General features: G+C 35.4%; 28 protein-coding genes and 1 tRNA gene. 3 read left to right on the top strand and 26 right to left on the bottom strand.

The window, feature by feature from the left end; genetic code table 11:
- Positions 1 to 139: 139 nt before the first annotated feature.
- The 10 genes from EK417_RS00365 to EK417_RS00325 all read right to left on the bottom strand — a co-directional run bounded on the left by EK417_RS00365 (position 140) and on the right by EK417_RS00325 (position 8624).
- Positions 140 to 1138, bottom strand: coding sequence for an NADH-quinone oxidoreductase subunit G (locus EK417_RS00365; protein WP_076597191.1), 999 nt, complete (start codon positions 1136 to 1138; stop codon positions 140 to 142).
- 41 nt (positions 1139 to 1179) lie between these two features.
- The gene (locus tag EK417_RS00360; protein ID WP_110368339.1) at positions 1180 to 2091 is read right to left on the bottom strand and encodes a hypothetical protein; all 912 of its coding nucleotides are present in this window, start codon (positions 2089 to 2091) and stop codon (positions 1180 to 1182) included.
- 5 nt (positions 2092 to 2096) lie between these two features.
- Positions 2097 to 3455 carry an NADH-quinone oxidoreductase subunit NuoF gene (nuoF, locus tag EK417_RS00355; protein ID WP_002983547.1) on the bottom strand — a complete coding sequence of 453 codons (1359 nt, stop codon included), beginning with the start codon at positions 3453 to 3455 and terminating at the stop codon, positions 2097 to 2099.
- A 102-nt stretch (positions 3456 to 3557) separates the two neighbouring features.
- Positions 3558 to 4067 carry an NADH-quinone oxidoreductase subunit NuoE family protein gene (locus EK417_RS00350; protein WP_076597192.1) on the bottom strand — a complete coding sequence of 170 codons (510 nt, stop codon included), beginning with the start codon at positions 4065 to 4067 and terminating at the stop codon, positions 3558 to 3560.
- 91 nt (positions 4068 to 4158) lie between these two features.
- Positions 4159 to 5382 (bottom strand): NADH dehydrogenase (quinone) subunit D, encoded by a 1224-nt coding sequence (nuoD, locus tag EK417_RS00345; protein WP_076597193.1) that lies wholly within the window; start codon positions 5380 to 5382, stop codon positions 4159 to 4161.
- Between the two features lie 75 nt (positions 5383 to 5457).
- The gene (locus EK417_RS00340; RefSeq protein ID WP_076597194.1) at positions 5458 to 5952 is read right to left on the bottom strand and encodes an NADH-quinone oxidoreductase subunit C; all 495 of its coding nucleotides are present in this window, start codon (positions 5950 to 5952) and stop codon (positions 5458 to 5460) included.
- A 6-nt stretch (positions 5953 to 5958) separates the two neighbouring features.
- Positions 5959 to 6519 carry an NADH-quinone oxidoreductase subunit B gene (locus EK417_RS00335; protein ID WP_002983540.1) on the bottom strand — a complete coding sequence of 187 codons (561 nt, stop codon included), beginning with the start codon at positions 6517 to 6519 and terminating at the stop codon, positions 5959 to 5961.
- A gap of 104 nt (positions 6520 to 6623) precedes the next feature.
- Positions 6624 to 6995: an NADH-quinone oxidoreductase subunit A gene (locus tag EK417_RS00330; protein ID WP_034693436.1), complete on the bottom strand. Its 372-nt coding sequence runs from the start codon at positions 6993 to 6995 to the stop codon at positions 6624 to 6626.
- Between the two features lie 273 nt (positions 6996 to 7268).
- The gene (locus EK417_RS20940; protein WP_168801911.1) at positions 7269 to 7445 is read right to left on the bottom strand and encodes a hypothetical protein; all 177 of its coding nucleotides are present in this window, start codon (positions 7443 to 7445) and stop codon (positions 7269 to 7271) included.
- A 51-nt stretch (positions 7446 to 7496) separates the two neighbouring features.
- Positions 7497 to 8624, bottom strand: a complete 1128-nt coding sequence (locus EK417_RS00325) for a GNAT family N-acetyltransferase (RefSeq protein ID WP_136521038.1) — start codon at positions 8622 to 8624, stop codon at positions 7497 to 7499.
- Positions 8625 to 8728: 104 nt separating this feature from the next.
- On the opposite strand from EK417_RS00325, the gene EK417_RS00320 reads away from it, so the two are divergent.
- On the top strand, positions 8729 to 9439 hold the full coding sequence (locus tag EK417_RS00320) for a zinc metallopeptidase (protein ID WP_076597196.1): 711 nt from the start codon (positions 8729 to 8731) through the stop codon (positions 9437 to 9439).
- On the opposite strand, the gene EK417_RS00315 is transcribed toward EK417_RS00320, so the two are convergent.
- From EK417_RS00315 to rbfA, 8 genes are all read right to left on the bottom strand, one after another.
- Positions 9436 to 10041, bottom strand: a complete 606-nt coding sequence (locus tag EK417_RS00315) for an IMPACT family protein (RefSeq protein WP_110368341.1) — start codon at positions 10039 to 10041, stop codon at positions 9436 to 9438. The two genes, EK417_RS00320 and EK417_RS00315, sit on opposite strands and share 4 nt — an antisense overlap.
- 119 nt (positions 10042 to 10160) lie before the next feature.
- Positions 10161 to 10343, bottom strand: a complete 183-nt coding sequence (locus EK417_RS21745; RefSeq protein ID WP_076597198.1) for a bacteriocin-like protein — start codon at positions 10341 to 10343, stop codon at positions 10161 to 10163.
- Between the two features lie 40 nt (positions 10344 to 10383).
- A complete protein-coding gene (gene ribD / locus EK417_RS00310; RefSeq protein ID WP_136521037.1) occupies positions 10384 to 11433 on the bottom strand; it encodes a bifunctional diaminohydroxyphosphoribosylaminopyrimidine deaminase/5-amino-6-(5-phosphoribosylamino)uracil reductase RibD in 1050 nt (349 codons plus the stop codon).
- Positions 11434 to 11496: 63 nt separating this feature from the next.
- Positions 11497 to 13296: a DUF349 domain-containing protein gene (locus EK417_RS00305; protein ID WP_076597200.1), complete on the bottom strand. Its 1800-nt coding sequence runs from the start codon at positions 13294 to 13296 to the stop codon at positions 11497 to 11499.
- Between the two features lie 74 nt (positions 13297 to 13370).
- Positions 13371 to 14108 carry a shikimate dehydrogenase family protein gene (locus EK417_RS00300; protein ID WP_076597201.1) on the bottom strand — a complete coding sequence of 246 codons (738 nt, stop codon included), beginning with the start codon at positions 14106 to 14108 and terminating at the stop codon, positions 13371 to 13373.
- 61 nt (positions 14109 to 14169) lie between these two features.
- Positions 14170 to 15963, bottom strand: a complete 1794-nt coding sequence (locus EK417_RS00295) for an endonuclease (protein WP_110368343.1) — start codon at positions 15961 to 15963, stop codon at positions 14170 to 14172.
- 79 nt (positions 15964 to 16042) lie between these two features.
- Positions 16043 to 17248 carry an ABC transporter permease gene (locus EK417_RS00290; RefSeq protein ID WP_076597203.1) on the bottom strand — a complete coding sequence of 402 codons (1206 nt, stop codon included), beginning with the start codon at positions 17246 to 17248 and terminating at the stop codon, positions 16043 to 16045.
- A 3-nt stretch (positions 17249 to 17251) separates the two neighbouring features.
- Entirely contained in the window at positions 17252 to 17611 is a 360-nt protein-coding gene (gene rbfA, locus EK417_RS00285) for a 30S ribosome-binding factor RbfA (RefSeq protein ID WP_034693455.1), read from the bottom strand.
- Positions 17612 to 17704: 93 nt separating this feature from the next.
- Here rbfA and mce point away from each other — a divergent pair, with 93 nt between their 5' ends.
- Together mce and EK417_RS00275 are read left to right on the top strand one after the other, a co-directional pair.
- Positions 17705 to 18103 (top strand): methylmalonyl-CoA epimerase, encoded by a 399-nt coding sequence (gene mce / locus EK417_RS00280; protein ID WP_076597204.1) that lies wholly within the window; start codon positions 17705 to 17707, stop codon positions 18101 to 18103.
- A gap of 62 nt (positions 18104 to 18165) precedes the next feature.
- Positions 18166 to 18239: transfer RNA gene (locus EK417_RS00275), tRNA-Ile, on the top strand.
- A 146-nt stretch (positions 18240 to 18385) separates the two neighbouring features.
- On the opposite strand, the gene EK417_RS00270 is transcribed toward EK417_RS00275, so the two are convergent.
- From EK417_RS00270 to EK417_RS00235, 8 genes are all read right to left on the bottom strand, one after another.
- Positions 18386 to 19279 carry a GLPGLI family protein gene (locus EK417_RS00270; RefSeq protein WP_228408066.1) on the bottom strand — a complete coding sequence of 298 codons (894 nt, stop codon included), beginning with the start codon at positions 19277 to 19279 and terminating at the stop codon, positions 18386 to 18388.
- Entirely contained in the window at positions 19254 to 19580 is a 327-nt protein-coding gene (locus EK417_RS00265) for a thiol-disulfide oxidoreductase DCC family protein (RefSeq protein ID WP_076597205.1), read from the bottom strand. The genes EK417_RS00270 and EK417_RS00265 overlap by 26 nt, the downstream gene beginning before the upstream one ends.
- An 11-nt stretch (positions 19581 to 19591) precedes the next feature.
- Complete coding sequence (locus EK417_RS00260; protein WP_110368345.1) at positions 19592 to 20128, bottom strand: hypothetical protein; 537 nt, start codon at positions 20126 to 20128, stop codon at positions 19592 to 19594.
- Between the two features lie 19 nt (positions 20129 to 20147).
- A complete protein-coding gene (locus EK417_RS00255; RefSeq protein ID WP_110368346.1) occupies positions 20148 to 20825 on the bottom strand; it encodes an ATP-binding cassette domain-containing protein in 678 nt (225 codons plus the stop codon).
- The gene (locus EK417_RS00250; RefSeq protein ID WP_076597208.1) at positions 20818 to 21795 is read right to left on the bottom strand and encodes a hypothetical protein; all 978 of its coding nucleotides are present in this window, start codon (positions 21793 to 21795) and stop codon (positions 20818 to 20820) included. The genes EK417_RS00255 and EK417_RS00250 overlap by 8 nt, the downstream gene beginning before the upstream one ends.
- On the bottom strand, positions 21710 to 22603 hold the full coding sequence (locus EK417_RS00245; protein WP_076597209.1) for an HTTM domain-containing protein: 894 nt from the start codon (positions 22601 to 22603) through the stop codon (positions 21710 to 21712). Before EK417_RS00245 ends, EK417_RS00250 begins: the two co-directional genes overlap by 86 nt.
- Position 22604: 1 nt before the next feature.
- A complete protein-coding gene (locus tag EK417_RS00240; protein WP_136521036.1) occupies positions 22605 to 23132 on the bottom strand; it encodes a hypothetical protein in 528 nt (175 codons plus the stop codon).
- Between the two features lie 162 nt (positions 23133 to 23294).
- A complete protein-coding gene (locus tag EK417_RS00235) occupies positions 23295 to 23567 on the bottom strand; it encodes a hypothetical protein (protein ID WP_136521035.1) in 273 nt (90 codons plus the stop codon).
- Between the last annotated feature and the right edge of the window lie 336 nt (positions 23568 to 23903).

The following is a 23903-nucleotide window of genomic DNA, read 5'->3' as shown; positions in this document are numbered from 1 at the left end:
GGAAGTTTATCACGTCGTGGCATCAACTCTTCATCACATTACCAAATTTTTTATATTTTATTAAAACAGCTAAAATTAAAACTGAAATTTAGGGGATTTATTAAACTCCCAGCTTCCAGCTTCCTAACTTCCAACTATTCTATTTTTCGTCTTTTTCACTGATTTCTTTAGCCATCGGATTGTCTAAAACTCTTAGCTCATCTTTTGGCTTTTCGTAGTGATTCAATGAAATTACAGAATGTCTGTCAATATGTCTAGGACCTTCGATGTTCCAGTCTGATAAAGCTTTTCTTTCAAAACGACATGTATCACAGATGAATTCTTCCACTTCTCCCCATTGGTCTTTTCTTGCGGTAACTCTTACAATTTCGTCACCTTTCATCCAGACTACAGCTTTTCCGGAACATTTATCACACTTACAAGTAGCATTCATAGGTTTTGTAAACCAGACTCTGCTTGCAAAACGGGCTGTTCTGTCTGTTAATGCTCCTACAGGGCAAACGTCAATAACGTTTCCGATGAAGTCATTGTCTAAAGCTTTATTTAAATACGTTGAAATTTCAGCGTGATCTCCTCTGAAAAGGATACCGTGTTCTCGTGTTTCTGTAAGCTGGTTGGCTGTCAGTACGCATCTTGCGCAAAGAATACAACGGTTCATATTTAGTTTGATGTTCGGCCCAAGATCATCAGCTTCGTAAGTGTTTCTTTCGAATTCTGTTCTTGTGTTTTCCACACCATGCTCATATCCTAAGTCCTGAAGATGACATTCTCCTGCCTGGTCGCAGATAGGGCAGTCCAGCGGGTGATTTACCAAAAGGAATTCGGTAACCGCTTTTCTTCCTTCCTGAGCTTTCTCAGAAGTAAGATTTTTTACTTCCATCCCGTCCATTACATTAGTTCTGCAGCTTGCTACTAATTTTGGCATAGGACGTGGGTCTGCTTCAGATCCTTTAGAAACTTCTACCAGACAAGTTCTGCATCTTCCTCCACTGGTTTCCAACTTGCTGTAGTAGCACATTGCAGGAGGTACAGATTTACCACCGATTTGTCTTGCAGCTTCCAGAATAGAAGTACCAGGCAAAACTTCAGTAGTCTGTCCGTCTATAGTTATTTTGAATTTTTTAACTTCTTCGCTCATATGATATGCTTTAAGCTTTATGCGTTAAGCAATAGGCTTTGTTATTTATATTTCTTTGTATTAAATGTATATCCAATTCCTCCAAGAACCTGTCCGAAAACAAAATCCTGACGTGCTTTGTCCGGCTTGTTATTCAAAGTGGTTTTAATGTCCCACATATTAATATAACCTGCTTTTCCTTCTAATCTCAGCATCCAGTTTTTCCAGAATACCAAGTTAAGACTGGATCTGATATCGGTTCCCATACCAGCAACGTGAAAGCGGTCACTTCTTTCGTTACCAAAAAGTTTTACATTACTTTTCGGAAACATAAACCCGATTCCGGCTCCATAAGACCATACTAAATCTATATTTTTCTTATGAACAAGGTTTTTGTATTTCTCAAGACCTAAGTTTTCATAATTAAGTCCATCAGTATGTTCGAAAGTAAGGAACTTCTCATCTGCAAGATTAACCTGCCCGTTCTGAACCATTGCTGCATATTCTGGATCTGAAATATGACCTTTGAAACCTACAGTCTGGTTCTGATCCATTACATATTTCATATGGTCTATCCCCAGTACCAATGCTAAATTGTCTTTAATGAAATATCCTATTCTGAAATTATACTGTGTTACGGTAAACCAGCTTGGATCAAAATAGACAATTCCAAATTTTGTAGGTCTGTCTTTTGCGGTTACATTATTCAATTGAAAATCGTATCCGTTTCCGCTAAAGTGGATATCAGAATTGCTGTAAGCCGCTCTGTTCCATCCGTAAAATACGAAAACCTGACCTTTTTTGCTTAATGGTAAAGGCTTTTCCTTTCTCTCAGCTTTAATCTGCTCTTTCTCGTTCACTAAATATGACAAATCCTCTTCAACAGATCTGTTATAATTTGCAGTATCAGTTTTCTTATTCTGTGCAAATACAAAATTCGACATCATTAAGCCGACAACCAATAATTTTTTCATCTTACCTATGCGTTCTTTTCAACAGCCGGGATAGGATCTGCATAATGTGCCAATCCATAGTTTTGTGTCTGAGACAATTCCGGGTTTTTCACATGCCACTCAAATTCATCTCTGAAGTGACGAATGGCTGCTGCAACTGGCCAAGCCGCTGCATCACCTAATGGACAGATCGTATTTCCTTCGATTTTTCTCTGGATATCCCAAAGCAGATCGATATCTTCCATTTTTCCTTCTCCTTTCTCGATTTTCTTTAAAATCTTGTACATCCATCCCGTTCCTTCACGGCAAGGAGTACATTGTCCGCAGCTTTCGTGGTTGTAGAATCTTGCCAAGGTCATGGTATGTTCTACAATACACTGGTCTTCATCCAAAACGATGAAACCTCCTGAACCCATCATGGTTCCGGTAGCAAAACCACCATCTGCCAATGATTCATAGTTCATATATCTTGGCTCTCCGTTTACGGTTCTCAACAATAAGTTTGCCGGAACAATCGGAACAGAACTTCCTCCGGGAATACAAGCCTTTAATCTTTTACCGTCTTTAATACCACCGCAATATTCATCAGAATAGATGAATTCTTCCACAGTGATCGTCATATCGATTTCGTATACCCCCGGTTTGTTGATGTTTCCACAAGCAGAAATTAATTTCGTTCCTGTAGATCTTCCCACTCCGATTTTAGCATACTCAGCACCTGTAATATCAATGATCGGAACTACTGCCGCAATAGATTCAACGTTGTTTACCACCGTTGGTCTTTCCCAAAGACCTTTTACAGCCGGGAATGGCGGTTTTAATCTTGGGTTACCTCTTTTTCCTTCAAGGGATTCAAGCAAAGCAGTTTCTTCACCGCAGATATATGCTCCACCACCTCTCTGTACATAGATTTCAAGATCGAAACCGGTTCCTAAAATATTTTTACCTAAAAATCCTGCTGCTTTGGCTTCTTCAATAGCTTCTTCAAGGATATCCGGAATCCATGAATATTCTCCACGGATGTAGATATAAGAAGTATTGGAACCTAAACAGTAAGAAGAAATCAGCATTCCCTCGATCAATAAATGAGGAAGGAACTCCATCAGATATCTGTCCTTGAATGTTCCGGGTTCAGATTCATCCGCATTCACAACAAGGTGTCTTGGAACGCCTTCAGGCTTTGCCAAAAAGCTCCATTTCATTCCTGTTGGGAATCCAGCTCCACCACGACCTCTTAGTCCTGAAGCTTTTACTTCTTCAAGAATTTCGTCAGGAGTCATTTTCAAGGCTTTCTCAGCAGCTGTGTAACCTCCCTGTTTACGGTAGGTTTCAAAGTAGCGGATACCTTCTATATGTGCGTCTTTAAGTAAAAGTTTTTTACTCATTGTTATTTGCTTATTGCAATTAGCTTTGGGCTTTTTGCATTAATTATGATTAAACGTTAAGTGAATAATTTAAAATCTAAAACCTAGAATTTAAAATTTCTATTAGTCTAAAGCAACTTGTCCCTGTCTGCAAAGATCAAGGATTTCATCTACTTTTTCTATCGTTAAATTTTCATGAAAGAATTTTCCAAGCTGCATCATGGGTGCGTACCCGCATGCTCCAAGACATTCAGCTGGTTTTAAAGTGAACATACCGTCCTCAGTAGTCTCTCCGTCTTTAATATTCAGTTTGGTTCTGATATGATTCAGGATTTTTTCGCTTCCACAAACCATACAAGGTCCGGTTCTGCAGACTTCCAAAACATATTTACCTACCGGCTTCATATTGAACATGGTATAAAAAGTAGCCACTTCATATACTTCGATCGGTTGGATACTTAATAGTCCGGCAACATAATCCATCACAGGAACATCTAACCATCCTCCGAATTCTTTCTGTGCCAGGTGAAGTACAGGAAGAAGAGCAGATTTCTGTCTTCCTTCAGGATATCTTGCGATAATTTTGTGTACCTGTGCTAAACTTTCCGGTTTAAAAGCTATTGTTTCGCTCATTTTTGAAATTTTAGATTTTAGATTTTAAATTCTAACTGAATAATGGTCTAAAATCAATTTATAATTTATAATTCAAAATTTATAATTCCAGTTATGCGTCTAATTCTCCCGCAATAATATTCATACTACACATCGTTACAATAGCATCTGAGATTACAGAACCTGTAATCATTTCAGGGTATGCCTGATAGTAGATGAAGCATGGTCTTCTGAAGTGAAGTCTGTAAGGGCTTCTTCCTCCGTCACTCACAAGATAGAAACCTAATTCTCCGTTTCCACCTTCTACAGCATGGTAAACTTCTCCTTTCGGTACATCGGTTTCTCCCATTACAATTTTGAAATGGTAGATCAATGCTTCCATTTTCTGATATACATCTGCCTTTTCAGGAAGATAAAAATCAGGAACATCCGCATGGAATGGCCCTTCCGGAAGATTTTCGTATGCTTGTTTGATAATTTTGATGGATTCCCAGACTTCCTGCTGACGAACCATGAAACGGTCGTAAGTGTCTCCTGAAGTTCCTACCGGAATAATGAAGTCGAAATCCTGGTATGAAGAATAAGGCTGTGCAACTCTAACATCGTAATCTACACCTGCTGCACGTAAGTTTGGACCTGTGAAACCGTAGCTTAAAGCTCGTTCGGCAGAGATAGCTCCTGTACCGATGGTTCTGTCCATGAAAATTCTGTTTCTTTCTAATAAAGTACAGAATTCTTTGAATCTTGGCGGGAAAGTTTTTAAGAAGTCTTTCAACAACTCATGAAACTTAGGCGTGAAATCTCTTTCAAATCCTCCGATTCTTCCCATATTGGTAGTCATTCTGGCTCCGCAGATCTGCTCATACATATCATAAATACGTTCTCTTTCGATGAACATATAAGTAAGACCTGTAATTGCTCCTGAGTCCATCCCGGTTACCCCGTTACAGATCAGGTGGTCACCGATTCTGGCAAGCTCCATCAGGATAACACGCATATAGTCTACACGCTTGGGAACTTCTACGCCAATCAGTTTTTCTACGGTCATGTGCCAACCTAAGTTATTGATGGGTGCAGAACAGTAATTCATACGGTCCGTAAGGGTAGTGATCTGAGAGTAGTTTCTTCTTTCGGAAATTTTCTCAAATGCTCTGTGGATGTATCCTACTGTTTGCTCAGCGTGAAGGATTCTCTCTCCGTCCATCGTTAAGATATTCTGGAAAATCCCGTGCGTAGCAGGGTGGGTAGGTCCCAGATTCAGGGTATATAATTGTCCGTCAATCTGTTCCTTACTTTCGTACTGGTTTAATATATTAGATAATGAGTTATCTTTCATAATTTAAATGCTTTAGGCGATAGGCTATAGGCTTTAAGCTAAATGCTTACTGCTTACTGCTTATTGCATTATTTTTTATCTTCCGAACATGCTATCGTTCTTGTCGGTTCTTGTACCGTCTTCAAGGCGATATTCCTTCAACATTGGGTGGTATCCCAGGTCTTCCATATTCAGAATAGGCCTCAGATCCGGGTGTCCTTTAAATTTAATCCCATAAAAATCATACGTTTCTCTTTCCATCCAGTTGGCTCCCACATAAAGATCTACAAGAGAATCTACTTCAATATTTTCTCTGGACATGAAGATTTTCAGACGTAATCTGAAATTGGCCATCATATTATGCAAATGGTAGACAACACCAATTTCCTTTTCAGGGAATTCAGGATAATGAATACCGCAGATATCCGTAAGGAAATTAAATTCCAGTGATGAATCTTTCAGATAATGAATAATCTTCTTGATATCTTCTTTCTTCACTTCAATGGTCAGCATTCCATAAGGTTCTGAACTTGAAATAACAGATTCCGGAAATTCTCTTGTGATTGCTTCTAATACAAATTCGTTTGTCATTTCCGTTTAGTTGCTTATGTTGTAAGAATCTAATAATTTCTGATATTCAGGCATGTCTCTTCTTCTTATGCTTTCACTTTCCGCAAGAGCCTGTACCTGCATTACGCCCTCAATGATCTGTTCAGGTCTTGGAGGACATCCGGGAACGTAAACGTCTACCGGAATAATTTTATCAATTCCCTGGAGTACAGAATATGTATCAAAAATACCACCGCTGGAAGCACAAGCTCCCACTGCTACCACCCATTTCGGCTCAGCCATCTGAGTGTACACTTCTTTCAGGACAGGTCCTAATTTCTTTGATATAGTTCCGCAAACCATCAGCATATCTGCCTGTCTTGGAGAGAAAGAGTTTCTTTCCATACCAAATCTTGAAGCATCATATGTAGGGTTCAGGGTAGCCATAAACTCGATACCACAACAAGAGGTTGCAAATGGTAACGGCCAAAGCGAAAACTTTCTTGCCATCCCGATTACACTGCTCAGTTTTGTTGCGAAAAACCCTTCTCCTTCATAGCCTTCGGGAGCAGGTGCATCTGTTCTTATTACTGGTTTTTTATCTGACATCTTGTAGATGATTTTAGATTTTAAATTTTAGATTTTAAATTAATTCTTACCGGTATAACTTAAAATCACCATCTAAAATGTTTAATTTAAAATTTATAATTACTTTATTTATCCCAATCCAGCGCACCGCGTTTCCAGACGTAGAAAAACGCTACGAAGAAAATTGCAACGAATGTAAGTACGGCAAGGAATCCTTCCATACCGAACTCTCTGAAATTAACAGCATAAGGATAAAAGAATACGATTTCAATATCGAATAGTACGAACAATACCGCAGTCAGGAAGTACTTGATAGAAAACGGTGTTCTGGCATTTCCTTCTACAGGAACCCCACATTCCCAGCTTTGGTTTTTTACAGAGTTTCCTTTTTTCTGCTGTGGGCCTAAGAAATGTGCCCCAAGCAAAGAAACAGCTACAAATCCTACTGCTACACCAGCCTGGATAAGGATTGGAATATAACTTTCAGGTAAATTCATTTTTGCATTATTATCTCAATTTGCAAATTTAGCGAATAAACAAGAAAGCATGAAATTTATCAGCTTAAAAGTCGGATGAAAATGAGTTAAATCGGTAATTTAGAATCAATAAAAATTAGCTTTTTATGATTATTTTTTTATCGTCTTTTCCCCCTTTTTTTTATAGAAACTGTGGAAAAATGGGCCCTCATTCTCTGCATTTGGAATATTTTGAATTCATTGAAACTGAATAGAGGTTCATATCAAACCACGCACTGATGCTGTTTTATGGTCTTATTTTTTCATTTTTCTAAGAAGAGTGTAGGCCATAAAGGAGATGTATCCAAAAAGAATACTCGCAAAAAGAATATTGATTACGGTGTTTGTTTTGTCATCAGGTGACTGGAAAAAGACATTGTAACTGATAAATCCAGCGATTAAAACAGCAAATATGATAAGTTGTGGTTTCATAAAATTCAAAGTTTAGATTTTAAGTTTACGTTGTACAAATTACAGTATCAATTATTTGATTTCCATTGAATACGTTCTTCTTCTTTTATGATTCACCGGATTGTAATCCTGCCATAAGAGCTGAATGCTTTTATTTTCTTCCAGTTCCGGGTTGGTTTCCAGGTATTTTACGCCCTTTTTTCTGAAGATATTCCAGATTTCTTTGAAAATAATAGAAGTAACTCCTCTTCTTTGATAGTCGGGATGGATGCCGATCAGGTAGAAGTTAGCCCTGTCATTTTTCTTACCTGCTTGCAGGAAATGCCACCAGCCGAATGGAAGCAGCTTTCCACCGGATTTCTGCAGTGCTTTGGAATAAGAAGGCATGGTAATAGCAAATGAGATCAAATTGTTGTGTTCATCAGCGATACATACAATAAAATCTTTATCGATGAGCTTAAAATATTTCTCTTTGTAGGTCTTACGCTGCTCATCTGAAATAGGCGTGTAGGTAGAAAGGTGTTTGTACGTTTCATCCAGAAGATCAAACATCGGATCTACATACTGAATAATCTCTTCTTTTGTTTTGAATTTTAAAACCTTCAGTTTATACTTTTCAGAAATAAGCTGATTGAACTTGTGGATTTTTTCAGGCAAGGTTTCAGGGAAAATGATTTCAAACTCCACCCATTCTTTTTCTTTGATTAACCCCAGATTTTCAAGATGTCTTGGATAGTACTCGTGGTTGTAAATCCCAATCATAGTTGCCAGCTGATCAAAACCTTTTACCAGCATCCCGGCTTTGTCAAGATTGGTGAACCCCATAGGTCCTTCAATTTTATCAATATTTTTTTCTTTGGCATAATCAACTGCTTTTTGAATTAATGCCTTTGAAACTTCAGCATCATCAATAAAGTCGATCCATCCAAAACGTACCTTTTTAATGCCTAATTCTCTTTCTTCCTTATGATTAATCAGAACGGCAATTCTTCCTGCAATCTTGTCATTCTTATAGGCCAGATACTGCTTTGCCTCAGAATATTGAAGCGCAGGATTTTCATCAGCATTCCAGATGTTGATTTCGTCATTGATAAAGGACGGAACATAGTAGGGATTGTTTTTATACAAATCCATTGGAAATCTTACGAATTGCTTGAGCTGACCCGCTGTTTTTACTTCAATAATTGAAACTGTAGACATGTTTTTTGAGAGGAATTAAAGGACAAATATAAATAATAATATTGTATACTTTGGCACAGTTTTTATATGATTATGGGTAAAATTAAACACAAAATTTATATAAAATGGGGGGTTATTATATCATTATTGGTATTTCGATGTTGGTGAGCTGGTGGGTTTCGTCCAGATTGAAATCGAAATTTGAATATTATTCCAATGTACACCTTCGAAATGGCCTTTCGGGCAAAGAGGTAGCGGAAAAGATGTTGAGAGATAACGGAATAAATGATGTTCAGGTAATATCGGTACCCGGACAATTGACGGACCACTATAATCCGGCAGATAAAACAGTGAACCTTTCTGAAGGAGTTTATATGCAGAGAAACGCGGCGGCGGCGGCAGTAGCAGCTCACGAGTGCGGACATGCAGTGCAGCATGCAGTAGGATATTCCATGTTGAATTTACGATCAAAGTTGGTTCCTATTGTGAATATAAGTTCTAATCTGATGCAGTTTGTTCTTATCGCGGGTATCGCGGTAATGGCTGCGTCAAGAACAATTGAGAATCCAAATGGAAATACAACTGTTCTTGCCATTGGCGTAGCGATGTTTGCAATGACCACGCTTTTTGCTTTTGTAACACTTCCCGTGGAATACGATGCGAGTAACAGAGCAATGAAGTGGCTTAAGGATACGGGAACTGTAACTGCAGAAGAATTCGTAGGAGTACAGGATAGTTTGAAATGGGCAGCAAGAACTTATGTGGTAGCCGCATTAGGTTCTCTGGCACAGCTTCTTTACTGGGGATCTTTGCTTCTTGGTGGACGAAGGGATTAATCATTAAATTCAAATGAAACATATTGCATCTCAGAAAGTTTTTCTGAGATGTTTTCTTTTTGAGCCAGTTTCAGGGATGCAGTAAGAATACAGTTTTCATGAGCATCGAAGTTCAAAACTTTAGCATCAAATTTTGAAAGCAGGGTGAAAATCGTATTCTGCTGATTGAATTTAAATTGAATCTCTACTTCTGTTTCCAGTTCTCTGGTGATAATACTGCCCTCTTCTAATGTGATCCTGGCAGATTCCTTATAGGTTTTCACCAACCCTGAAACACCTAATTTAGTTCCTCCATAATAACGAACAACAATGACAAGAACATTTGTAATTTCATGAGCCAGAAGCTGGTTGTAAATAGGTAATCCCGCACTTCCGGAAGGCTCACCGTCATCATTGGCGCGATAATTCTCACCATTTAATCCCATTCTGAAAGCATAGCAGTGATGAGTAGCTTTCGGATGTTCTTCTCTTATCTTTTCCAAGGCTGCTTTTAGTTCTTTTTCATTATTTACCGGGTAAGCAAATCCGATGAATTTGCTTCCTTTTTCTTTTAAAAGAGTATTTTCTATAGGCTTTTCTATGGTTTTGTATTCAAACGTCATTGGAGGTTCCTGCTTTGTTTATGCAAAAATATTAAATGCTTTACTATTCTGCACCATAATCATAAATTAAGCCGTCAAATCTTGACGGCTTATCTGTTTTTTGATATAAAATTACGGTCTTACATTTGATCTCCGCAAAGATCCATCGGGATCAGGCACATATAACTTGTTGTACCGCAAAAATCCTGAGGACATTGATCTCTGCATCTGGTAGGTTGTCCATTAGGGAGTGTACATATTACAAAAACTCCCCCCTGGATTGTTTTTAAACCGGTTCTTGATAATTTTTTCAAATTTTTCATGGTAGTTTTAATTTGGTAAAACTAATGTAAAGAATTTATTTCATTTATCGGTGATAGAATAGTTTTGTTTTAAATTGTAGAATGAAACGATATTATCTCTGAATACTTCTGTTTTTGTTATTGTATAATTAAATTCCGGGGCTTTTGTTCCGTTTTCAAGGATGAGATTTTCATTTTTAATTACTATTGCTTCATCCCAGAGATTGGTATTGATAAACTCTTGCAGGGTAAAACGGCCGCCTTCAATAATAACTGATTGTATCTGCTCTTTATATAGTGCTTCCATGAGTTCCGGCAGAAAATGATCCTTATTGATTTGAATGAATTGAACGTGTCCTTCAGTGCCTTCTTTCACAGAATTTAAAACCAATGTTCTTGCTTCATTGTTATAAATATTAAAGCTGGCAGGAACTTTCAGATCAAAATCAATTAAAATCCTGATTGGATTTGTTCCTTCTATATTTCTGACTGTTAAGCTTGGGTTGTCATTTAAAGCAGTTTGAGTTCCCACTAAAATAGCATGTTCGTCGGCTCTCAATTGATGAACGAACTGATTGACCAGTGTATTGGAAACGGCAGTAGGTTTAAAATCTTTATCAAGAAAGCCATCACCGGATTCTGCCCATTTTAAAATGATATAAGGTCTTTTCTTTTCATGGTAAGTGAAGAATCTCTTGTTGAGTTTAATACATTCTTTTTCCAGCATTCCTGAAACGGCTTCAATGCCTGCATCCTGAAAGATTTTCTTCCCTTTGCCATTCACTTTATCATGAGAGTCCATAGCGCCAATCACCACTTTTTTTAATCCCAGTTCTTTAATTTTTAAAGCACAGGGCGGAGTTTTTCCATAATGCGCACAGGGTTCCAGAGATACATAAATTGTTGATTCCGGGATTAGTTTTTTATTTTTAACGGAATTGATCGCATTGATTTCCGCATGATTTTCTCCTGCTTTGTGATGATATCCCTCGCCAATGATCTCTCCGTTGTGAACAATCACACTTCCAACAAGAGGGTTAGGGTAGGTGTTGCCAAGAGCTTTTTGGGCCAGCTCGATGCATCTTTTAATATAAAATTCGTCGTTGTTCATATGTATAAAAAGAAAAAGCGAAGACAAATTGCTTTGCTCCGCCTTTATTTATTTTGTTATCTGTTAATCTCCACTGATAATGCTGTGAAGATTTTGTTTTAACGTTTCCAGATGAGCTTTTTTCTCATCAATGGTATTGTAAGTGTCTTTTAACAGAGGATTTTCTCTGGACGGTTTGTTGAAGAAAGAAAGGTTGTTTTCCAGTTTAACGATTTCTGCCTCAAGATCAGATATTTGATTTTTGATCTTTCTTGCTTTATCGGTTAGCTGATTTTCAGATAGGCCTTCTTCTTTCAGTTCAAGTTCGTTGATCTTGTTTATTTTCAATTTCTCTCTCAATGTTTTGTTGAATTCAGAGTTGATTGAAATTTTATCTCTTGGAACTTTTCCTATGTTATTCCATGAAGTCTTGATCTGCTCGATTTTTTCGATGCTGCCTTCTTCATTGGAAACCTCTTTCAATTCATCAAGAAGGGCTTTTTTGTTTTTATAGTTTTCTTTCCAGTTGTCCGTAGAAGTATTGCTTTTCTCTCTGTAGTTGTTGAAGAATGCATTACAGGCATCACGGAATTCATCCCAGATTTTATTGGTCATGCTTTTGGGAACGTGGCCGATTTTTTTCCAGTCTTCCTGAAGTTTTTTGAATAACGGAACGGCAATATCCCATTCCTCATTATTCATATTGTCCTGTGCCGTCTGGATCAGCTTTAATTTTTCTTCAAGGTTAGTCTGCTGAGAGCCTTTCAACGATTTGTAGTAATTGTTTTTCGTTGTATTAAAGCCTCTTAAAGTTGTTTTGAAATCATTCCAGTTTTGGTTGGAAAGTTTTCTTGGAACACTTCCTGTCTTCAGAAATTCAGAACGCAGATCTTCCACTCTTTTAATGGCGTTCTGCCAGTAATTGTGGTTAGGTGTTTCCGAAGGTTCAGACAGTTTCCTGATTTCAGCGATGATTTCATTCTTCTTTTCAAGGTTAACCGTCTGCTCTTTTTCAATAGAAGCAGAAAGTTCAGATTTTCTTTCGTGAATTTTATTGGAAATTTCTTTGAATTCTTCCCATGTCTTTTCACGGAACTCTTCGGCCACAGGTTCCGCTTCTTCTTTCCATAGTTTATGAAGATACTGAAGCTCATTTAACGCTTTCTGAATTACCGGTTCGTTTTCCAGTTCTTTAGCACGGGCAATGATATGCTCTCTCTTTTCCAGGTTGTGGCTGTATTCCTGTTCCAAAAACTCTTTATTCAGATCCAGCATCTGATAAAACTGATTCAGGTGGTGGAAATAGTTATTGTTAAGAATTTTGAATTCAGACTTGGCAACCTGTCCGGCTTTTGACCAGTCTTCTTTAATCTCACGGATAGATCTGAAAAGATTAATTCCTGGTTCAGAGCTGGTGTATAGATTTTTAAGTCTTTCGATTATGTTTTGACGATGGTCAAGATTTTTCTTTTGCTCTTCTTCCTGTCCTTTCTGGAAGTCGTCATGTTTTTCTCTGAAGATATTGACCAGTGCAGAATACTTAGCCTGAGAAGGGTGTTCATAGCTGAAATTTTCGGCAGGATTTCCGGCTTCTACATATTCATGCTTTTTGTCCTCCACTTCATCATGGATATAATGACTTGCTTTTTCCCTCAGTTGGTTGAATCTTTTGAAATTCTCTCCGGCGTTGGGAGTGTTGATGATTTTTTCCATTTCCTTTAAAGCATCGGCAAGGGAGATTTCTTCTTCATGTTCATCCAGGTGCTCAGCATCATCCTCATGTTGGTTTGCATCATGAGAAACGGTGTTTTCTGATGGGTCCTGAGATACTTCGTTTGGATTTTTCTTTTCTTCGTTTTCAGAAAGATTGTTTTCTGTAGTCATAGCAAATCTTTTATGTGAGTGGCGTTAATATCCTTTAAATATAGCTGAAAGGCCAATTAAAGCACTAATTTATGTTATTTTTTTTGAAAATTCCAAATTTCCCAGGCTTTTTCTGCTTGCTGTTCAAGCATATAGTATCCATTCACGGTTTTTGCTCCTTTTTCAGAGGCATTGATGATGAATTGGGTGTAGTTGGGATTGTAAATCAGATCGATAACCAGATGATCTGGAGAAAGTCCGTCAAAAGGAAAATTCAGACAGTCTTTCACATTCGGGAAAGTACCTACCGGTGTACACTGGATGATAATTTTATGCTCAGCAACGGTTTCGTGATCAAGATTTTCAAAATTGATTTCTGTACTTCTGGAAATGGTTACAGATGGAATATTATGTTTGTCTAATGCATATTTTACTGCCTTTGCAGCGCCTCCGTTTCCTAAGATTAAAGCTTTATCCTGTGTGGGTTTTTTGTGTAAAAGAAGCGTCTTTTCAAAACCGAACGCATCCGTATTGTAACCAGTTTTTTTTCCATCCTGAATAAGAACGCAGTTTACGGCACCTATTTTCTCAGCTTCATCACTTAATTCATCCAGATAATCAATTATTTTCTCTTTATAAGGAATGGTTACATTGAATCCTAACAGATCCGGAGAAGCAAAAAGTTTTTCTACTTCACTGATTTCGTTCAGATCAAAAATATCATAGGAGAAGTTCTTCAGCATGAGCTTCTGGAACTTGTTTTCGAAGAATTTTTTAGAAAAAGAATAGGAAATGTTTCTGCCTATCAATCCTAATTTTTTATTGGAATCCATAGATCAAAAGTAAAAAAAAGACCGGAAAAATCCGGCCTTGGTTTGAAATATTTTTTAATAATTAATCTACGATAAATTTAGTAGAGAAATTATCTGTTTTCAGAATATAAATTCCTTTAGCCAAACCTTTAAGGTTGATCTTGTTTGAATGTCTGAAAGGGTTGGTAATTGTTTCAATTAATTTCCCGGAAAGATCATAGATATCAGCTTTTGAAATTTTGCCAAGGTTTTCTCCTTTTACAGATAATTCATTATTTTTTACCGGGTTGGGGTAAATAATAAATGCTGATTTGTCATTTTTAGTTTCTGCCGTTGCTAATGTTGTAGCACATGTCCAGCTAAGATCATCCAGAGCAACTCTGTTGGTAAGAGAAGAATTGGTCAGTTTAATGACAGCATTTCCGCTTACATTTATATTATTAATGGTAGTTGTAGTAACAACATTACTGTAAGGAATAGTTCCTACATTGACGTCATTTACAAGAACATTAAAGTATCCTGCACTTCCGGAGAATTTCAATTGAGTTGTTAATGTTAAACTCTGAACTCCACCTGAGAAAGTTGAACTTGTTAAAGTTCCATTTTTTATGGTAATAGCTTTATTATTGATGGTCTGGTCAACTCTTGCGTCCGTAGCAGTCCATGAAATTCCATTGTTGGTCCAGTTTACTGTCATGTATGTATTTACAGGGCCGGTGATCATTTCAAAATTTTCAGTTCCGCAGCTTCCTCCTCCGGCAGGTGTGTCAAGAGTGGTTTCTGTAGCTGTTGTGCTTTGTGGAGAAGAGTTTGCGAAAGCATCTTTAGCAATTATATAGAATGTATATTGAGTAAGTGGTGATAACCCTGAAACAATAGTAGACGTTGTAGTACCTGAAACTGTAGTTTTTAATGTTCCGTTGGCGTAAATCTGGTACGAAGTTACTCCCACGTTATCCGTAGCGGCTGTCCAGCTTAAAGCAATAGAGTTTGAAGTTGGATTGCTGGCAACAAGGTTGGTTGCTGCTGTAGGAGCCTGGTTATCAACAACCGGAGCGCCCCAGATCTGGGTAACATATTCAGGGTGATCAATGAAAGGGTTTCTGTTTCCCTGATAAGTATAAGAAGCATTGTTTCTTGCAATTTCTTCCGGAGATACCGGATCCATTGCATTCCAGATTAAATACTGGTTAAGTGCCCAAGGCTGTAGCCCTGGAAATGCTGTGCTGCCAAGCATATCACCCGTAGAGAAACCGGGAAGGTTATCTTCATATCTTGTTACAAAATAAAGAATCATTCTTGCAATATCACCTTTGAAAGCATCAATGGGTTCAAATACAGTACCTGCATATCCTGCAGATACAGATGTGCCTAGCTTTGATCCGTTTTTAGAGGTGAAAGAAGTGTTACCAACAATTCCGAAAGGGTAGTTGGATCTCATTCCGTTTACTTTTCCATCTGTAGCCCGGATAAAATGAATATCAGCTACCATAGGAGAAGCACTGCTAAATAAACTCTGAGGGATAACGTGCTCTCTGTTGTAGCAGTCACCTTCATTAGAATATCCTGCCGATCCACATTGATCTGTAGGGCCATATGTGAAATTATACTGATCCGGCCCATTTGGATTTTCAGAATAAATATCCAGAATTGTTCCGTCATTTTCATAGAAATAATCGCGGTCTGTGGTAGCGTATCCTGTCCATAGGCCACCATAACCATTGTCTATGTGTCCATTACTGATAATGGTTTTAAGGGCTGTTTTAAGAGCTGCACCTGTTAAGCTTGGCGATTGATTATAATATCCTGCCGGAGCCTGTGCCAAAGCGCCAATAAATGTCACGCTTAAAAGAAAGAAAGATAAAAGTTGTTTCATTTTTTAAAATTGGGGCGTAAAGATACGAAAAAATGAAACTGAAGTATGTTAATTGTATGTAATATATAAAGTCGGTATATTAGTTTTTAGTAATATATTCCTTGCTGATTTTTGAAAAAAACCATGAAATAGTGATTCCAAACAGGGAAGCTGTAAGGGCTACGATAAGATAGTTTTTTCCTACAATTTTCACTGGGAATGGCAGAACCTCATTGGCTCTGAAGAATTCTGTGTAAAGCTGGAAGTAGCAAAGTGCTGTTCCGAGAATTAATCCGGTAATCACACCTGAAATAACAATCAGGAGTCCGGTATAGAAATAGGTCATTCTCAAATGGCTTAAAGGAAAACCAAGTGATATCAATGATTTTGCCTGCTCTTTTTTATCAAGCTGAAGGATAATAATTGCTCCGGCAAGATTGAAGGTGGTAATAAAGATGACCAATGCAAAGATCAGGTAAATAAAAAGTTTTTCTGTGTTAATCATTTTCCAGAAAGCGGCATTTTCCTCTTCCTTGGTTTTGATTTCGATATTCTTTCCGAGTGAAGAAAGCAGGCTTTGTTTTACTGCATCTGCATTTTCCGGATTTTTCAGTTTAATAACAATCTGGTAAGCTGACTTTTTAGGAAGATTAAGCAATTCTTCTGTAAGCTCAATAGGAGAAACAATATAACTGTCCAGCTGGTCTTTCCCAGGGAATACACCTGTTACCAGAATATCTCTTTTATTATAGATATCTTCTTCCTTACTGATAATCCCCGTTCCTGGTTTCGGCATGAAGACTGTTGCATAATGATTGGAAGAATCTACAGGAATTGAAAGCCTGTTGTCAAGACTATTCTCCATTAATACCTCATTGGAGTATTTGAAACTTGGATAAGTTCCATAGAATACCTCTTTATTAATAGGATTTACCTTCACATAGGCAGAATCTACCCCCCTTAAGTAAGCAATGTCACCCTTTCCGTTGAAACTGATGTATACTTTTTCTTCAATAACACGGGAGAAGCTGCTGATTTCTTTATTGCTGGTCAGAATTTTAGCAACATTATCAAGATTTTTGATCGTTTTTCCGGAAGTGCTTTTTAAAGTAAGGTCAGCATGAAGATTGGAAATAAGGTCTTTGTTCAGGCCTTCAAGTCCTGAAAAAACCGAAATAATGACGAACATTGCAGCCACAGCAACCGTCATGGCACCTACTGCCAGCCACGTAATGAACGTAACGGCAGTACTCCCTTTTTTAGCCAAAAGGTATCTGGACGCTATGTAAAATGCAATATTCTTCAAGATCTATAAAACAGGATTGTCGCCTTCGCCTCTTAATTCTCTTTCCAGTCTTTCAACATCATCAAGAGCGGTATCCAGGTAAAAGTTAAGTTGTGGAATAATACGAACCTGCTTTGCCATTTTCTGGCCAATGAAGTTTCTGTATTGAGGTTTGTTTTCTTCAATCTCCTTCATCACAGCGGTACGGAATTCCTGTGGGAAAATGCTTAAATAAATCTTGGCAATTCCTAAGTCGGCAGTTACTTTTACATCTGAAACAGATACCAATATGCTCTGTTTGCTTTCTGAAGCCTGTTTGCGGAAAAGCTCCGCGAAGTCTTCCTGAATGATCTGTGCTACTTTTCTTTGTCTGTTACTTTCCATAATTTCTGCAAATTTAGTACTTTTGTTTGAATTGATACTTTGAAATTCAACTACAGTATCAAATTTACGATTTAATTATATTGATTAGTATTTATGAAACTAGAACATATTGGTATTGCTGTAAAGTCTTTAGGTATTTCTGATGAGCTTTTTGCCAGATTATTAGGGAAAGAATCCTATAAAAAAGAATCCGTAGAAAGGGAAGGTGTGGTTACTTCTTTTTATGAAACAGGAGAAAGTAAAATTGAGCTTCTAGAAGCCAGTAATCCAGAAAGTCCGATCTCTAAATTTATTGATAAAAAGGGAGAAGGTATCCATCATCTCGCATTTGGGGTTGAAAATATCCTTGAGGAAGTAGAAAGATTAAAAAAAGAAGGATTTCAGTTTATCTCCGAAGAACCGAAAGAAGGTGCTGATAACAAATTAGTTGTATTTCTTCATCCTAAGTCTACCAACGGCGTGCTGGTAGAACTTTGCCAAGAAAAGCAATAAAAAGTTTTGTAGTGAAAGAAATTTTACTATTTTTGCAAACACAAAATTTAACCAAGTTTTGAGGTCCTATAGCTCAGTTGGTTAGAGCACCTGACTCATAATCAGGTGGTCCCTGGTTCGAGCCCAGGTGGGACCACTTTTTAAATCAAGCACTTACAGAAATGTAGGTGCTTTTTTGTTTCCAAAAATCATAGCACTGAGTATAGAATCAGGTTTAATAAAAGCTTCTTTAAAAAAAGAAGGGCAATACTGCCCTTCATATAATTTTTATTAAATACTTTATTATTCTTTTTCAATAGGATTATTGTTTAGCTTGTAAGATTCTTTTATTTCTTTCCCTTGTTTCTCAATGAAGTCTTTTACCTTCATATCAGTTCCAGGCATTGTCATACTTAATAATTGAGGAGTTAACTCATTTCTCATAGCAGCTAAAGGGTCTTGTTTGTAATTTTCGAATGTTTTTGTAAATTTTACTTTTTCTACTATTTTCACATTACCATTAGTGAACTTTTTAATAAGGGAATCTTCACTGTTATCTTTCGCTTTTTTATTTCCTTTTAAGGTAAATGAATAATTGTTTTGATCATCTTCTATTTTTACAATTAGTCCAGGTAAACCATTAAATTTATAGGGACCATCATTAAAAGGAAGATCATGACAAAACCAGGCAATCCATTTTCTTCCCGCAAAATTTAACATTGCTTTTTGGGCATTATATTCACCGATTTTTTGCTTTTCTTTCTGAATTTTCCAATCAAAATTTATTTTTTCCTGATAACCAAAGGTAAGAGGAGTTAATCCGTTCATAATATCTTCAGTATATTGAACTTCCATATCAGGATATTTTTTTGTTACCGAATAGGTAAATCTGACATTCGGAGGTGCTGACTGATTTTCGTAAATGCCTGTTTTTTGCATTTTTTTAAATACTTCGTTGGAGATTGAATCTGAAACGATTAATTGATAATCTTTAAAGATCGATTGATCTTTTTTAATATCTAAAACCATCATTGCAGTTTCATTTCTTGTAGAATCTTTTTTAGGTTTATATTGTACTTCATAGAAAAAACGATTGATCTCCTGAGCTTTGGTTTTGATAGTTATTAAAAAGAATAACGGTAGTATCAATAAGTATTTCATAGGTTTATTTTTAAAAGTTGTATCTGTATTTTGCAAAAATTTTATACCAGAAATCCGTGAAAGAATTAGGTAAAAAAGAGAAAAAAGAAATAATTTTCCAGGGAGAAGTAAAGTGTGCAAATATTTCAAATATTGCCTTTGACCGTACCCAAACTTCATTATCATTCACAAAATAGATTGTTTGGAGATCTATAAACTTTATTCCTTTATCACGAAGAATTTTTCTTGCTTCTTTGCTTCTTACAGAAATAATTTCCAGCGTTTTAACATGAGATTGGCTCCATTGAGAAAACCTCGTACAAAACTTACATTCAGAATCATAAATAATAACTTTCATTTTGTGAATTTTTAAATGGATTGTAAGTCTGGCTGTTTTTTTAGGCTTTTATATTGTGATAAAATGAATAACGACGAAAATGACCCTGCCAACAGGCCTGTAAATATCATGATTCCACTTTGAAGAATAAATGGAATTTTTTTCACGTAATCAATATTTTTTGAGGTTACCGCATATTGTCTGGATATCATTTGCAAAGTTTCAGCATATTTTAAAGATAAAGTTTTATCAATTAAAGCATACACGAAAACATCGATCAAAAAAATCATGATGCCACTAAGAATAAATGTACAAGTCACATAATAAAAATTGGCGATATGATTTACTTTTTTTTCATTCTTATATTTCTTTAATGACAGAAACAAAATAGTAGCAGCAAGCACAAAGGCAATAAACATTGAAAGAATAGGAAAAAAAGCAACGGCAGTCATACTAAAATTATCATAAGAAATAGAGTATGCAATGCCATAAATACATCCTGTAAAGGATAAAGCGATAACTATTGAAGTAATAAAAATATACTCCAATGAAAGAAGGTTGTTGTCCATAGAAATTAGTTTTTAAATGCTAAATGTTGATGTAAGAGACCCAATCTTTCTGAATATCTTCTGTAAGATGCGTTCTTATTAAATGGTATTCTTCTGAAAGATAAATTTTAGCGAATTTTCCATTTTGTAAATGTCCGATATGATCACAACAATTTGTAAGAGTTTCCATAATATGAGAACTTATTAAAACGATCTTATTTCTTTTTTTTAGTTCATCAATGATAAAATAGAACTTTTCGACACTTTCAAAATCAAGTCCGTTAAATGGCTCGTCAAATAAGTATATGGGTCTATCAATTAAAATATTACAAAGGATGGCAAGTTTCTTCTTTGTTCCTAATGAAAGTTTTTCAACAATAGAGTCTGTTGGAATATTAAAGAAACTTGTAAGTTTTGTTACCTTTTCATCTTCGTTCTCATGAATGAACAGATTTAAAATATCGTTAACTGACAGATAAGGATAAAAGTAATTTTCAGATTCCAAATACGAAATATCTCTTTTATTTATAGGTTGGTTTTGTAATAATATTTGTCCATTGTATTTTGTATTTTGAAAAATAGATTCAAATAAAGTTGTTTTTCCTGCACCATTTCTTCCTAGAACACCAAATATGTTCCCTTCATTTATATTTAAACTAAGGTTGTCTAAAACTTTTTTGGAGTTATAATTCAATGTGATATTTTGTATACTAAACATACTTTGCAATTTTCTTTAAGGCTGATTTTCTGTTGTGTATTATATAAATTATTGCTGGAATTAGTAATCCAATAATAAGTGTAAATTTGAAAAAGTCTGCATCATTAACATGGATTACCTTTACTTTTTCATTATAATTTACATACTTATTAATAACAATAACATAATTTGAAAGAAAAACATAAAGAATGAAATAAATTATATAATCTTTTTGCAAAGGATTTAAAAACGCAAAGTTGATTACAGCAGGAATTGAGATCATCAGGCACATCAGAAAAGAGTATATGATTTTTTTTTCTAATCTTAATCTTGAAAATTGCAGAATGAGAATTTCTTTATTTTCCTGTAGCGAATAAACATGCAAAAGAATATGTAACCAGCATAATCCTAATATTATCAAAGTTGCAGGATGATATCCTAAGAAACCGGAAAGTAATACAAAGGAAAAGAAAATTATAATATTCTTTCGTATATAGGCTTTCCACTCTAATAATGCATTAGGGATTTTGTTAATAAATCCTGGATTTGCGATGTATTTTTTTAGCTTTATAAAAGGTAAAACAAAACATATAAAAACATTTCCTAAAAAGATAAAGTTATTTTCTTTGAAAACGAAAAATAAATTTATAAAAACCCAAATTATCAAATATTCTAATGCAAGGCTTATATAGAATTGCTTTCCTAAAATATTTTTTAAAAAATTAATATCCTTTCGCGTAAAATGAATGATAAATAAAACTGTTGATGAAATTAATGCATAATAGCCATTATGATTCGTTTTAAATAAAAATAAAAATAAAAGCATTATACTCACTAAAACACCAATATCCATACTCTGGTTTGATGCTTTAAATAATAATTTTAATCTCAGTTTCAGATATCTCTTAAGCATATTCTTTACTAAATATTTTTCTTTTGAATAGCAATGTAATTTTTTGAAAATAGGCTCCAGCCTTTTTCCATTCTTCATCACTTATGAAAAAACCATAACACATCATAAATAGGATCTCAAAATCATGGATCATCATAAAAATGTATATCCCCAGATGAATCATTATTCCAAGAGCGAACACCACATATTTGCCGGTTTTATGCCATGCAAGAAAAGGAAATGCTAACTCCCAGATTAAAGTAATATAGGTAGAGAGTGTCACAAAAATTCCATTTTTTGCTAGTATATTATTCATTTCAGTTCCCTTAAATCTTTCTAATTGTAAAGTATAATAAGTGGCAACACCACTGAACCAGACTTTAGCATTGAGTTTAAATATGGCAGAAACGAAATAAATCAAAGATAAATGAATTTTTATAGATAAAACAGATATTTGATTTACAAAATAGCTGATACTGTCTTTTTTTTGCCCGGTACTGTTATTTAATGTGAAATATCTGTAGCAATCCGTAAAAATCATGTACAGTAAGAGAAATTTCAATAAATTATCACCACCATTTAATATAAAAGGATATGCTCTTTGAACAATTTCAACGGAAATATATAACAATAAGGGAGTGAAATATCTGAAAATCCCAAAGGCAAATAAAATACTTAGCAACATTATAATACTAAGAATAATGTTAATATTTTGAAAAATAGTGGATTGCTGAATTCCAAATATCTGAAATATGGGATTAACAGGTGCTGCTTTCAAAAATGTAGCATCGGTGATGAGATCCTTATTGAAAAATAATTGTAAATATTTTTTAAATACATGTATTGATATCAGTATCCTGAAAATCGAAAGATATATATAGTGATTTGAATGGAATAGTTTTTTCATTTTAAAAAGGATATGGGCTGAAAGCAATTACTTTAGATTCAACATTTGGCTTTTTACTTTCTCTGTTAGCAAACTTTTTAATTTCCTCGGAATTTATATTTATTGTTACATATTTTACTGACTTTAACTTATCTGCAGACATTTTATCTTTTCCAACAATCTTCGCATAGTCTTTCAAGAGAAGAAAACCCTGAACTTGTTCAGGAGCTTCATTGAGTTTTTGTACTGCCAGAAGATTGGCATTGTTAAGACTTAGCTCGGGTTGTTGGGTGTTTATTTCAGTTCTTTCTTTCACTATTGTATTAACGATACCTTCTATAGATCCATAAATTGTATAATCTACCATTTCGGCTCTTCCATTAAATGGCCTTGTATTTCGTTTTGATTCTATAATTGAAGAATAGACTTCGAAAGCTGCAATTTCATTTTTATTCTCATCCAGATAAGTAAAATAAAGTTTGTAGTTAAATTGCGGCGGAGGTGCAAAAAAACTCCATTTCTGAGCAAAAAAAGTAGAAAATATTTTCATTTCTTTTTGATACTCAATCTTTATAAAATTATTGGGTGAATTATATAAAAATGTAAAAAGCCAATAAATTGATACACAGGTAACGATAAATATTTTAATTGCTTTTTTCATAACTGGCAGGAAAAAAATGGCTCATTAATACAATGAGCCATTAAATCATTATTAGTCTAAGTTCTGGACGTTTGCTGAAACATCATCTGTAGCGTGAAGACCATCTACTATAGCTGAAACAACCATTACAGCAAGAAGAACGCTAGCGGCAACAGCAGATACACTTGAACCCGGAGGTAGCGCCTGGCGTGAAGTGTTAGAAGACTGTACTTGATCTCCATAGGCGATACCTTGTGCTTTAACTACATTAGGTACTAAAAAATTTAATGCAAATACGAATGCCATTCCACCTGCGAAAACTGAATTTCTAATTTTTTTGTTCATGATAATTTTGTTTTTTATGATAATTAATTTTGCCATATAATCCCTGGCATGGGGTTTTGCCGATCAGCTTTTATATTTAAGTTTTTGTACTGTACACATACAAAAAATAAAATATCATTGTGTTTTTACCTGGAGCAAAGATGCAGTGGCTTTTTTGCTGATACAAGAAAAGCATATCGGAATTGATCAAATTTAACAATGCTACTATACGAAATTGGTCAAATTTGGTAAAATAGAAATAATGTTAATTTTTTGATTATGAGTTAATTATGCGTATTTAATCATTTGTAATGAAAAATAAATAATAGAATTTGTATTTTTGTGACAGTAAACATG

The organism is Chryseobacterium candidae, assembly GCF_004916905.1.
Lineage (GTDB): Bacteria > Bacteroidota > Bacteroidia > Flavobacteriales > Weeksellaceae > Chryseobacterium > Chryseobacterium candidae.
This window is presented reverse-complemented; position numbering and strand designations above follow the sequence as displayed.